This is a genomic window from Streptomyces globosus (assembly GCF_003325375.1).
Lineage (GTDB): Bacteria > Actinomycetota > Actinomycetes > Streptomycetales > Streptomycetaceae > Streptomyces > Streptomyces globosus_A.
Genome location: NZ_CP030862.1, coordinates 2,038,562 through 2,050,721 on the forward strand (window position 1 = coordinate 2,038,562; position 12,160 = coordinate 2,050,721).

A 12,160-nucleotide genomic window follows, 5' to 3' on the forward strand; every position below is an offset into this window, starting at 1 on the left:
GTCGTCGTCTGCGTCGTCTGCGTCGTCTGCGTTGTGTCGGTGGTCTGCGCCGCCATCAGCCGTGCAGTCCGCACTCGGTCTTGGCCCGGCCGGCCCAGCGGCCGGCCCGCGCGTCCTCGCCCTCCGCCGTGCGGCGGGTGCAGGGGGCGCAGCCGACGGACGTGTAGCCGTCCGTCAGCAGGGGGTTGGTCAGGACGCCGTGCTCGGCGACGTAGGCGTCGACGTCGTCCTGCGTCCAGCGCGCGATGGGGGACACCTTGACCTTGCGCCGCTTCTCGTCCCAGCCGACCACCGGGGTGTTCGCCCGGGTGGGGGACTCGTCGCGGCGCAGGCCGGTCGCCCACGCGTCGTATGCGGTCAGGCCCTCCTCCAGCGGCCGCACCTTGCGCAGGGCGCAGCACAGGTCCGGGTCGCGCTCGTACAGGCGCGGGCCGTGCTCGGCGTCCTGCTCGGCGACCGTCTGCCGCGGGGTGAGGGTGATGACGCGGACGTCCATCACGGCCTCGACGGCGTCGCGGGTGCCGATCGTCTCCTCGAAGTGGTAGCCGGTGTCGAGGAAGACCACGTCCACGCCGGGGAACGCACGGGACGCGAGGTGCGCGACGACGGCGTCCTCCATGGAGGAGGTCACGCAGAACCGCGGGCCGAAGGTGTCGGCGGCCCAGCGGAGGATCTCCAGCGGGGACGCGTCCTCCAGGTCCCGCCCGGCCTGCTCGGCGAGCGCCTTCAGGCCGCGCCCGTCGCGCAGCTCCTGGTCGGCGGTCATATCGCTTCCCCTCCCGTGGACTCCGTCCGCAGCCCGCGGGCCAGCAGGCCGAGGTACTTCAGCTGGAAGGCCCGGTTGCAGGACCTGCACTCCCACGCCCCGTGGCCCTGCTCGTTCGGGAACAGGTCCTCGTCTCCGCAGTACGGGCAGAAGAACGGTGCGGCGCGCTCGCTCATGACAGGCTCTCGTCGCTCGCGCGGCCGACCCACGTCGCGAAGCGCTCGCCGTCCTCGCGCTGCTCCTGGAAGCGCCGGACGACCCGCTCGACGTAGTCGGGCAGCCCGTCCTTGGTGACCTTCAGGCCGCGGACCTTGCGGCCGAAGCCGGCCTCCAGGCCGAGGGCTCCGCCGAGGTGGACCTGGTAGCCCTCCACCTGGTTGCCGTCGTCGTCCAGGACGAGCTGGCCCTTGAGGCCGATGTCGGCGACCTGGATGCGGGCGCAGGCGTTGGGGCAGCCGTTGATGTTGATGGTGAGCGGCTCGTCGAAGTCCGGCAGGCGGCGCTCCAGCTCGTCGATCAGGGAGGCGCCGCGCGCCTTCGTCTCGACGATGGCGAGCTTGCAGAACTCGATGCCGGTGCAGGCCATCGTGCCGCGCCGGAACGGCGAGGGCGTGACCCGGAGGTCGAGCGCCTCCAGCGCGGAGACCGCCGAGTCGACCCGGTCCTCCGCGACGTCCAGCAGGACCATCTTCTGGTCGGCGGTGGTGCGCAGCCGGCCCGAGCCGTGCTGCTCGGCGACCTCGGCGATCTTGGTGAGGGTGGCGCCGTCGACGCGGCCCACGCGCGGGGCGAAGCCGATGTAGAAGCGGCCGTCCTTCTGGCGGTGCACGCCCATGTGGTCGCGCCACCGGCCGGCGGGCTCCTGCGGGGCGGGGCCGTCGGTGAGCTTCCGCCCCAGGTACTCGTCCTCCAGGACGCGGCGGAACTTCTCCGCGCCCCAGTCGGCGACGAGGAACTTCAGGCGGGCGCGGTTGCGCAGCCGGCGGTAGCCGTAGTCGCGGAAGATGGAGATGACGCCCTCGTAGACGTCGGGGACCTCGTCCAGGGAGACCCAGGTGCCCAGGCGGACACCGAGCTTGGGGTTGGTGGACAGGCCGCCGCCGACCCACACGTCGAAGCCGGGGCCGCGCTCGGGGTGGTGCACGCCGACGAACGAGATGTCGTTGATCTCGTGCGCCACGTCCAGGAGCGGCGAGCCGGAGATCGCGGACTTGAACTTGCGGGGCAGGTTGGAGAATTCCTTGTTGCCGACGATGCGCCGGTAGATCTCCTCGATGGCCGGGGTGCCGTCGATGATCTCGTCCTCGGCGATGCCGGCGACCGGGGAGCCGAGGATGACGCGGGGCGTGTCACCGCAGGCCTCGGTGGTGGACAGGCCGACCGCCTCCAGGCGGCGCCAGATCTCCGGGACGTCCTCGATGCGGATCCAGTGGTACTGCACGTTCTGACGGTCGGTGAGGTCGGCCGTGCCGCGGGCGAACTCCTCGGAGATCTCGCCGATCACGCGGAGCTGCTCGGTGGTCAGCCGGCCGCCGTCGATGCGGACGCGCAGCATGAAGAACTTGTCGTCCAGCTCCTCGGGCTCCAGGACCGCGGTCTTGCCGCCGTCGATCCCGGGCTTGCGCTGCGTGTAGAGGCCCCACCAGCGCATGCGGCCGCGCAGGTCGTTGGGGTCGATCGAGTCGAATCCGGTCTTGGAGTAGATCGTCTCAATGCGTGTCCGCACGTTGAGACCGTCGTCGTCCTTCTTGAACTGCTCGTTGCCGTTGAGGGGGGTGTGGTGTCCGACGGCCCACTGGCCCTCGCCGCGGTGACGGCCGGGCTTGCGGCGCGCGGAGGCGGGTGTTGCGGGGGTGGCGGCCATGGCGGTACGTCCTTCTTCGGCGGCTCGATGCAGAGGGCAGGGGGAGTCGGCGGCGCGGCCCCCGTGACGTTGCCTACGCTGAGCAGGTGCGGCTGATCGCCGCCCCGGTGCCGGTTGTGCCGGTGTGCGGGGCGGTGTCGGGCCTTCAGGGGACTGGCGGTGTGCGGCGCGGCCGCGACGACGCTGTGCGGTGCGCGCTGTGCGGCGTCGGCTGGTTCCGTCAGCTCGCCGGACAGATGGCGCTGGACATGCGGCCGAGGTCGACGTGCCGCCGACTCACCAAGGCTGTTCCAGCTCCATTCATGGCCGAAGCGTGTCATGGGGCGATTGGAGGAGTCCACTACTGTCCATGATGTGGACGAAGTGGTCTCGAATCATGGGACGACGTGACGGCGGTCACATACGGAAGAGGCGGGCGGGACGGGTTGCTCAGCCCGCCTCGCCCGCCTCGCCCGCCTTGCCCGCCTCGCCCGCCCGGGGTGCTACGCCCCTGGCCAGGGGCCGGGCGTGGGGGCGTACTCCTTCTCCTCCGTCTCGGTCCGGAAGACCTTGAACCCGCGCCGCAGGTAGTTGTCCATCGCCGTCGGCCCGTCCTGGCTGCACGTGTGCACCCACACCCGGCGCGTGGGCTCCCGGTCCGGCCAGCGCTCGGCCAGCGACCACGCGGCGGCCACGCCCACGGAGAGCAGGTGCCCGCCGATGCGGCGGCCCCGGAAGTCCGGCAGCAGCCCGAAGTACATGATCTCGACCACGCCGCCGTCCTGCGGGTCCAGCTCGACGTACCCGGCCGGCGTCCCGCGCTCGTACGCCACCCAGGTCTCCACGCCCGGCCGCCCCAGGTGCTCCGCCCACTCGGCGCGGGTCAGCGACAGCCGGTCCGTCCAGTGGATGTCACCGCCGACCGCCGTGTACAGGAAGCGGCTGAACTCCGGCGAGGGGACTTCCGCCCGTCGGACGGCTATCTCGGATCCCGGGACGGCGGAGGGGGAGAGATCGTCCGGGGAGGTCATCTCCAGGGACCAGGTGGTCAGTGTGATGGTGCTCATGCACGTCAGGGAACCATGCCCGGCGCCGCCGGGCCCAGGCGGGCCCCGACCACGGCCGGGGCCGTCGAGTGCGGCAGCAGCCCCGCCGGGTCCGCGGGGCGCAGCAGCTCCACCTCGACGCCCTCCGCGAACCGGTACGGCCGGTGCGCCAGCACCCCCGCCAGCTGCCGCCGCACCCGCGACAGCTCCGCCCGCACCGTCACCGTCCGCGTCGGGTCCCCGAACAGCTCCTGCGCCAGCTCCGCCGCCGACCGGCCCCGCGGGCTCTCCGCCAGCAGGAACAGCAGCTCCGCGTGGCGCGGGGTCAGGTCCAGCGACCAGCTGCCCGACGCCCCGTACACCGTCGCCGTCCAGGACCGCGGCCGGCTGAGGTCCAGGACCACCCGGCTCGCCGCGGCCCCCGCCGCCGGAGCCGCGGCGACGCGCAGCAGCCAGCCCCCGGGCAGCGGCTCCACGGTGCACTGCCCCAGCTGCGGCACCCACGCCTGCCCCGGCCCGAAGCCCTTCGGCAGCGCGATCCGCTCCGCCGGCGCAGGCCCCGTCACCGCCGCGGTCCAGCCGTGCGGGTCCACCGCCACCGCCCGCCCGGGAAGCCGGGCCAGCAGCGGCGCCGCCACCGCCCGCAGCCGCTCCAGCGACTCCAGGTGCCGGACCCGCAGCTCCCGCTCCGCGAGACGCGCCACCGAGCTGACCCACGCCAGCGTCGCCGGGTGCATCGTCGCCAGCGGCCCGCTCACGTCGACCACGCCGAGCAGCCGCCCGTCCCGGGGGTCGTGCAGCGGCGCCCCGGCACACGTCCACGCGTGGTGGCTGGAGACGAAGTGCTCCGCCGAGAACACCTGCACCGGCCGCCGCGCCACCAGCGCCGTCCCGACGCCGTTCGTCCCGACGACCGCCTCCGCCCAGTCGGCGCCCACCGCGAAGCCCAGCCGGTCCGCCGCCCGCAGCACCGGCGCCGCGCCCTCCCGCCACAGCAGCCGCCCCTCGGAGTCGGCGACGACCAGGATGTGCGGGGCGGTGTCCAGCGTCGGCAGCAGCCCCTCCCGCAGCACCGGCAGCAGCTCCCGCAGCGCAGACCCCTGCCGCCGCTCCTCCGTCTCCGCCGACGACAGCAGCCGCGACCGCGCGTCCCGGTCCGGATGCACCCCCGACGCCAGCATCCGCCGCCACGACGCGGCGATCTCCGGGCGCGGCTGCGCCGGCGGCCGCTCCCCGGCCAGCGCGGCCGCCCGCACGCCCTTCAGCAGGCGCGTCGCCTCCCGCGGGTCCATGGCCGAGATGCGCGCCACATCGACCGTGCTGCCAGCGGTGTCGGCCACCGGAACCTCCCCGTGCGGAACAGGACGTGCCAGAACGTGCGCGAGCCTCCCGGGCGGGCCCGCCCGGGTGTTCCGCGCCCGCCGCGGCAGCCCGCGGCAGCCCCTGTCGCACCCGGTGGACGGCTCACGCCCCAGAGGGTTGCAACGGTATGCAACTCTCGCCAAGTCCCGGCCGGCCGACCCACACTGTCCCGACGCCGCACAGCGGCGTGACAGCTCCTCCTCGGGGCTTTCCCGGCCGGGGGTGGTGCCGGGTCGGCGCGGCGCCACCCCCGGCCGGCCACACGGGTCCGGATTGCGGTCCGGGGCGGTTTGGGGACCGCCTCCGACCCGCGATCCGCACCTGTCCCGTCTCCGTTCCGCACCTGTACCGGTCCCTCCCGCACCCGGTCCCGCACCCCTCCGGTACGCGCCGGCCGTTCGCGGGCGGGCCCCGGAGCGTAGCCCTTCCCGTCGGCGCGGCCGACGGGCCGCGCCGCCATCGGCGTACCCCGTTCGGTCACTCGTGGGCCGCCGCCCCCGCGCCCCTGCGCAGGGCGCCCGCCCGCATCGCCGTACGGGCCTACCGGCGGGGGCGGTACGGCCGGCCCGCGCGAGGCCCCGCCGGCAGCGGTCGGCGCCGGTCGCCGGCGGTGCGGGCGGGGCTTGCCGGGCGGATACCGTAAGGACGTGCAGCCAGCAGAAGAAACACCCGAGCGGTTCCCCGGGCGGCGGTCCGGACGGCTCCACCGGGCCCGCGCCCTCTACCGCAACGTCTCCAAGCGCAGGATGGCGTGGCTGCTGCTCAAAGACACGGTGAACTCCTGCATCGAGTACCGCATCCTCGGCCTCGCCGCCGAGGCCGCCTTCTTCACCCTGCTGTCCCTGCCGCCCCTCTTCCTCGGCCTGCTCGGCGTCCTCGGCTACGTCGACGGCTGGACCGGCGGCACCGTCGTGGCGTCCATCGAGGAGAACATCCTGCGCGCGGTCGGCACCGTCCTCTCCGACCGCGGCGTCAACGAGATCGCCAGGCCGATGCTCGACGACGTCACCCGCGGCGGCCGCCCCGACCTCATCTCCCTCGGCTTCGCCTTCGCCCTCTGGTCCGGCTCGCGCGCCGTCAACGTCTTCATCGACACCATCACCGTCATGTACGGGCTGGACGGGCACAGGGGCATCGTCAAGACCCGGCTGCTCGCCTTCCTGCTGTACGTGATCGCGCTCCTGATCGGCGCCATCGTGCTGCCGCTGATGGTGGCCGGGCCGGACGCGGTCGTGCGCTGGCTGCCCTGGAGCGCCGAGGTGATCGCGGTGCTGTACTGGCCGACGGTCACCCTGCTCTCCATCGCCTTCCTGACCACCCTGTACCACGTGTCCGTGCCTGTGCGGTCGCCGTGGATCGAGGACGTGCCGGGGGCGCTGGTGGCCCTCGCGATGTGGGTGGTCGGCTCGTTCCTGCTGCGGCTCTACCTCATCAACACCGTCGAGGGGCCGACGATCTACGGCTCGCTGGCCGCCCCCGTCGCGGTCCTGCTGTGGATCGGCGTCTCCGCGTTCGCGGTGCTGGTGGGCGCCGCCGTCAACGCCGCCATCGACCGGGTCTGGCCGTCGGTGGCCACGGCCGCGGCGCGCGAGGCGAACGAACGCGCCCGGGAGGCGGAGGCGGCCCAGCTCGTCGCGCGCGCCGCGGCCTGGCGGGCGCTCGCCGAGGGCGAGTCCGAGGACGAGGACGACGGCGAGCCCGACGCCGGGATGCCGTCCGAGTTCCCCGAGCGGTGGTCGAAGTTCCTGCCGCCGGAGGACTACACGGCCCGGCTGCGGAAGCACTGAAAAAGGGTTGGCGCGGGCGTCGCCGATCTTGCTACGGTTCCACCGGTTTCCCTGGATCCGCGCCGCGTCCGCCGCGGACCACGGCCGTTTCGTCCCGACCCGGAGGTGAGTTCATTGATGACTGTCGCTGCGCTCGGTGCTGCCCGCACCCACCAGACCGTCAATGCCGCTTCCGTGGTCTCCGGCTGACCCGACACCTCTCACTCTTCGCGCGCCCGACGGGCCCGCGCGGCCGGGGCCACCCTCCGAAGGGTCCCCCTTGTCTCTCTCTTCTGCCTCAGCTTCTTCTTCCTCTTTTTCTCCCTCCGCTCTGTCGTCGGCGCCCGCGCTCGCCGCGCTCGGCTGGGACGACGCATGGGCCGCCGAGTTCGCCCCGTACGCCGAGCAGGGCCTGCTGCCCGGGCGGGTCGTACGCGTCGACCGCGGCCAGTGCGACGTCGTCACCGCGGACGGCACCGTGCGTGCAGACACCGCCTTCGTCACCCCGCACGACCCGCTGCGGGTCATCTGCACCGGCGACTGGGCGGCGGTGGAGCCGTCCGGCAACCCGCGCTACGTGAAGGCGTACCTGCCGCGCCGGACCGCGTTCGTGCGCTCGACCTCCTCGCAGCGGTCCGAGGGGCAGATCCTCGCCGCCAACGTCGACCACGCGATCATCGCCGTCTCGCTGGCCGTCGAACTCGACCTCGGCCGCATCGAGCGGTTCCTGGCCCTGGCCTGGGAATCGGGTGCGCAGCCGCTCGTCGTGCTCACCAAGGCGGACCTCGTCCCGGACCCGGCCACCCTGGCGTACCTGGTCCAGGACGTCGAGGCCGCGGCGCCCGGCGTGCAGGTCCTGACGGTGTCCTCGCTGACCGGCGAGGGCATGGACGTCCTCGCGGCGGTCGTCGCCGACGGTACGAGCGTGCTGCTCGGCATCTCCGGCGCCGGCAAGTCCACCCTGGCCAACGCGCTCCTCGGCGCGGACGTCATGGACGTCCGGGCGACCCGGGACGTCGACGGCAAGGGCCGCCACACGACCACCACCCGCAACCTCCTCGCGCTGCCCGGCGGGGGCGTCCTGATCGACACCCCCGGCCTGCGCGGCGTCGGCCTGTGGGACGCGGAGGCGGGCGTCGGGCAGGTGTTCTCCGAGATCGAGGAGTACGCCGCCGAGTGCCGCTTCCACGACTGCGCCCACGAGTCGGAGCCCGGCTGTGCCGTGACCGCGGCCGTGGCGGAGGGGACCCTGCCGGAACGCCGCCTGGAGAGCTACCGCAAGCTGCTGCGGGAGAACCAGCGGATCGTGGCCAAGACGGACGCCCGCCTGCGGGCCGAAATCCGCCGCGACTGGCGCCTGAAGTCGGCCGAGGGCCGCGCCAACTACGCCGCCAAGCGCGGCGGCCGCGGCTGACGGCGGCTCCCCGTCCGGAGCCCCGCCCCCGGTCCGGCAGGTTTCAGGGGCGGGGCTCCGGCGTCTGCCTGCCGGTGCCTCTGCGTCGCGCCGTTCATGCGGTCGGCGAGCGTCGACACCGGTACGCGCCGATGCCGAGGGCGACCTCCAGGGCGTTGCGGCGGGTGTAGCCGTGTGCGGGGAACGCCGCCCACCCGTCGTCGCCCACGGCACCGGAAGCGGCGATGGCCCGGAAAGTGAACCGGCGGACCGCCCCCAGGCGGTCGGTGGCGCCCGGCCGCGGACTCGCAGTCGGAGGCTGCGGCCCGGCCGGCCGGCCGGTCCCGGGTCGCGGCGCCGCGCCGGTCAGCCCGCCAGGACCGTGCCCGTCCACGCGCCCAGCACCATCAGGCACGCCAGCAGCTCCACCAGCACGCTCGTCCCCACCGACCGCATGACCGCCCGTACCGACGCCCACGCCTCGCCGTGCGAGCCGAGCCGCAGCCGCTCGCACAGGTAGATCCCGCCGACGAACCCCGGAACCGCTCCCACCACCGGCAGCACGACGAAGCCGAGCAGCGCCCCCGCCCCCGCGTACACCGCCATCCGGCGGGTCACCCCGACCGCCCGCACCCGCCGCGGCGGCAGCTGCCACTTCACCACCTGCACCACCAGCAGCAGCGCCGTCGACGCGACCAGCAGCCACCACGCCACCGCCGACCGCTCGTGCAGCGCCCACCACAGCACCCCCGCCCACACCAGCCACGTCCCGGGTACGCCCGGAACCATCACCCCCACCGTCCCGAGCAGCAGCACCAGCCCCACCAGGAGCAGCTGCGGCAGATCCATCTGCCCAGCGTGCCCGACCGGCTGCTAGCGGGCCACCCAGCCCCGCTCGTGCGCGTGCCAGCCCAGCTGGAGCCGGGTCGTGACACCGGCCAGCTCCATCAGCCCCTTCACACGCCGCTGCACCGTCCGCAGCCCCAGCTCCAGGTGCTTGGCCACGCTCGCGTCCGTCATCCCGGCGAGGAGCAGCGTGAGGATCTCCAGGTCCGTGGCGTCCGGCACCTCCACCGACTCCTGGGGGGAGCCCGCCGGGCCCAGCCGCAGCGGCATCGCCTCCCGCCACACCGCCTCGAACAGCCCCGTCAGCGACTCCAGCAGCCCCGACGCGTGCACCATCAGCACCGTCGGCTCCGCCCCCCGTCCTGTCAGCGGCACCATCGCCAGAGTCCCGTCCGCGATGACGAGCCGCGTCGGCACCCGCTCCGTCACCCGCACCAGCTCGCCGCGCGCCAACGCGGTCGACGCCTCGCGGATCCCCGACGGCAGGCCGAGCACCTCCCGCTCGATCACCACCCGGTACCCCACCCCGCGCACCGCCGCCCGCTCCTCCTCCGGGTTGTCCCCCGCGGCCACCACCTGCGGGCGGGCGCTGACCAGCGCGCACACCTCCCGCTCCGCGCCCGCCTGGAGCTGGCGGAAGCGGTGCGCGACCGCGCTCGCCCCCGTCACCACCTCCACCAGGTCGTGCACCGTCGGCTCGGCCGGCTCCGCCCGGTACTCCTGCGCCAGCAGCTCCGCCGCCAGCTCCGCCTCCTCCAGCTCCTGCCGCTGCCGCGACAGCAGCGCCCCGAGCGCCACCGCCGGCGGAGCCGCCACCCAGCGGCCCGGTCGGGCCGAGGCCTGCGCGGCCAGGCCGTGCCGCTCCAGATGGCGCAGCGCCCGCTCCGTCTGCGGCACCGGGAGCGCCAGCCGGTGCGCCAGATCCGGCACCTCCGCCGCCCCCAACGCCACCAGTGCGCGGTACGCCGACTCCTGCCCCTCGTCCAGGCCGATCGCACTCAGCAACCCGTCCACCCCCACCGTTCGCCCACGGTCCACCCCTCCTGCTGCGTGGCGGCTCGGTCGGCCGGCCGCAGCCGGCCGGCGGGAAGCGGCCACGGCGCAAACCCGCCGCGGACATCATCACCGGATGCGCTCCCCCTGTGACAAGGGCCGCCGGGAGGAAGCGGCGTGTGCAGGGGGTGCGGGTGTGCTCGGGGTGCGGGCCGGCGGACGGTCGGAGGGGCGTGTACCGCTCCGTCTTGGGGCGGTGCGGGTCCTACTCATTTCGTGAGTTCCGCGTTTTCCGGGGCGGGGGCGCGCCGAGAATAGCCGCATGAGTCAGCGGGGTGCGGACGACTGGTGGCAGAAGCTGTACGGGGAACCCGACGCGGGAGCGGACCCCGGACCCGGCAGCGGGGAGGCGGCGGCGGACGCCGCGCGGGCCGACACCCTGGAGTCCCGGTTCCGGGCCGCGGCCGACCTCGTGTCCCCGGCGTCTCCGCCGGCGGCCGGCCAAGGGCCCGCAGCGGTGCACACGGAGGTCCCGCCGGCGGTGCCGACGCAGGACCGCAGGCCCGCCGGGCCGCCGCCCCCAAACTTCCCGCCGCCGCGCAGTCCCGTCCCGCCGCCGCCTCCTGCGCCGCCCTCGGCTCCGACCGCCGCCGGGCAGGGGGGCCAGGTTCCGGCGCCGCGGAGGGAGGGGCCGGCCGGCGGGCCGGCGGCGGCACCCGCTGCGCCCGTCGGGCCGCCCGGAGGCGCGCCGTCGCCGTCGCCGTCGCCGTCACCCGCGCCGCCGTCTGGGGCTTCCGGCCCCGGGGCGGGCTCGCCGGGCGGGTGGTTCGCCCCGCCGCCGGGACCGCCGGGTGCGGGCTCGGCGCCGGTTGCCCCGCCGCCGGCCGCCCCTCCGGGGGAGGGGCCGGCGGCGTTCGGGCCGCCGCCTCCGCCGCCTCCGCCGCCTCCGCCACCAGCGCCGCCGGCCGGGCCGCCGCCGGCCGGCTCTCCGGGGGGTGCCGCGCCCGACCCGCTTCGGCCGCGGGATCCGCGGGAGAGCGGGAGCACCGGATACGGGCTGGGGGATGTCACCGTGCCTCCCGTGCCGACCCCTCCGCCGCCGTCGCCGCCGCGGGTGGCGCCGCCTGCGGCCGCGCCTCGGGTGGAGGACCGCGCATCCGGTACCGCCGGGCCCGTTGCCGCCGCGCCCGGTGCCCCGGCCGCGCCGGGCGCTGCCGACGTCGGCGCGGTCCACCCCGACAGGCCCACCGTGCGGCACCTCGGCGACCGTGCGCCGACGTACGCCCCGGAGCCGGGGGCGCTGCCGCTCGCCGATCCAGGGGCGCTGGAGGACCTCGTCCCCGACACCGTCCTGGAGGGTGCCCGGCACGGTGTGTGCACGCTGCGGGCCGCCTCCGTGCGCGGGGACTCCGCCCGCTACCGCGGCGAGGCCCGCCGGGACTTCCTGCTCACCGCCCGCTTCGGCACCGGCGACGACGCGCTCGTGCTCGTCGCCCTCGCCGGCGGCGACCGGGCCGCCGCCGGGGCGGCCGAGGCGGCCGCAGAGCTGTGCCACTGGATCGGCGCGGCCGTCGGCCGGAGCCGGCCCCGTCTCGCCGACGACATCCGCTCAGGCCGGCGGGACGCCCTCCGCTCGGGCCTCCAGCGGCTCACCGACCGCGGGTACGGCCGGCTGCGGGCCCGCGCCGCCGAACTCGGGCATTCCGAGGAGGCGTACACGGCCGGGCTGCGCGCCCTCCTGCTGCCGATCGACCCCGAGTGCCGGACCCGCGTCTGCTTCGGTGCGGGCTCCGGCGGCGTCTTCCGGCTGCGGGGCGGGGCGTGGGAGGACCTTGAGCACGACGAGGCGGCCGGTGCCGATCCCGAGCCCGGCTCGGATGCCGGGCCGGTGTTCCGGTTCCGGGCCGCCGTCGCACGGCCCGGGGACACCCTGCTGCTCTGCTCCGGCGGCTTCGCCGACCCGCTGCGGGAGGAGGGGCTGCTCCCCGCCGAACTCGCCGCCCGCTGGTCCGACCCCGAGCCGCCGGGCCTGGCGGCCTTCCTCGCCGATACGCAGCTACGTGTCAAGGGGTACGCCGACGACCGCACGGCCGCGGCGGTCTGGGAGGGGTGAGGCGAGCCCGCCCGCGGCGCCGGACACCGCGG

Annotated in this window: 11 protein-coding genes; 3 read left to right on the forward strand and 8 right to left on the reverse strand. The window is 75.3% G+C overall.

The genetic code is table 11. From position 1 onward, the window contains the following. Positions 1-55: 55 nt before the first annotated feature. From C0216_RS09370 to C0216_RS09390, 6 genes are all read right to left on the reverse strand, one after another. A complete protein-coding gene (locus C0216_RS09370; protein WP_114054819.1) occupies positions 56-766 on the reverse strand; it encodes a phosphoadenylyl-sulfate reductase in 711 nt (236 codons plus the stop codon). Continuing rightward, positions 763-942: a hypothetical protein gene (locus C0216_RS09375; RefSeq protein WP_114054820.1), complete on the reverse strand. Its 180-nt coding sequence runs from the start codon at positions 940-942 to the stop codon at positions 763-765. Before C0216_RS09375 ends, C0216_RS09370 begins: the two co-directional genes overlap by 4 nt. Further along, the gene (locus tag C0216_RS09380) at positions 939-2,630 is read right to left on the reverse strand and encodes a nitrite/sulfite reductase (protein ID WP_114054821.1); all 1,692 of its coding nucleotides are present in this window, start codon (positions 2,628-2,630) and stop codon (positions 939-941) included. Before C0216_RS09380 ends, C0216_RS09375 begins: the two co-directional genes overlap by 4 nt. Before the next feature lie 220 nt (positions 2,631-2,850). Continuing rightward, the gene (locus tag C0216_RS35200; RefSeq protein ID WP_312845914.1) at positions 2,851-2,934 is read right to left on the reverse strand and encodes a putative leader peptide; all 84 of its coding nucleotides are present in this window, start codon (positions 2,932-2,934) and stop codon (positions 2,851-2,853) included. A gap of 178 nt (positions 2,935-3,112) precedes the next feature. Continuing rightward, positions 3,113-3,676 carry a GNAT family N-acetyltransferase gene (locus C0216_RS09385; protein WP_114054822.1) on the reverse strand — a complete coding sequence of 188 codons (564 nt, stop codon included), beginning with the start codon at positions 3,674-3,676 and terminating at the stop codon, positions 3,113-3,115. A 5-nt stretch (positions 3,677-3,681) separates the two neighbouring features. Then, positions 3,682-4,947: a helix-turn-helix domain-containing protein gene (locus tag C0216_RS09390; RefSeq protein WP_114058554.1), complete on the reverse strand. Its 1,266-nt coding sequence runs from the start codon at positions 4,945-4,947 to the stop codon at positions 3,682-3,684. Between the two features lie 717 nt (positions 4,948-5,664). Between C0216_RS09390 and C0216_RS09395 the strand changes: the two genes are divergently transcribed. Together C0216_RS09395 and rsgA are read left to right on the forward strand one after the other, a co-directional pair. Continuing rightward, complete coding sequence (locus C0216_RS09395) at positions 5,665-6,804, forward strand: YihY/virulence factor BrkB family protein (RefSeq protein ID WP_114054823.1); 1,140 nt, start codon at positions 5,665-5,667, stop codon at positions 6,802-6,804. Between the two features lie 259 nt (positions 6,805-7,063). Beyond that, positions 7,064-8,197, forward strand: coding sequence for a ribosome small subunit-dependent GTPase A (rsgA, locus tag C0216_RS09400; protein ID WP_246042428.1), 1,134 nt, complete (start codon positions 7,064-7,066; stop codon positions 8,195-8,197). A gap of 345 nt (positions 8,198-8,542) precedes the next feature. Here the strand turns inward: rsgA and C0216_RS09410 are convergent, their stop codons facing one another. Continuing rightward, positions 8,543-9,025: a DUF456 domain-containing protein gene (locus C0216_RS09410; RefSeq protein WP_114054826.1), complete on the reverse strand. Its 483-nt coding sequence runs from the start codon at positions 9,023-9,025 to the stop codon at positions 8,543-8,545. 24 nt (positions 9,026-9,049) lie between these two features. After that, on the reverse strand, positions 9,050-10,027 hold the full coding sequence (locus tag C0216_RS09415; protein WP_114058555.1) for a helix-turn-helix domain-containing protein: 978 nt from the start codon (positions 10,025-10,027) through the stop codon (positions 9,050-9,052). A 1,069-nt stretch (positions 10,028-11,096) separates the two neighbouring features. Between C0216_RS09415 and C0216_RS34950 the strand changes: the two genes are divergently transcribed. Further along, positions 11,097-12,128 carry a protein phosphatase 2C domain-containing protein gene (locus tag C0216_RS34950; RefSeq protein WP_281277913.1) on the forward strand — a complete coding sequence of 344 codons (1,032 nt, stop codon included), beginning with the start codon at positions 11,097-11,099 and terminating at the stop codon, positions 12,126-12,128. The last annotated feature ends 32 nt before the right edge of the window (positions 12,129-12,160 follow it).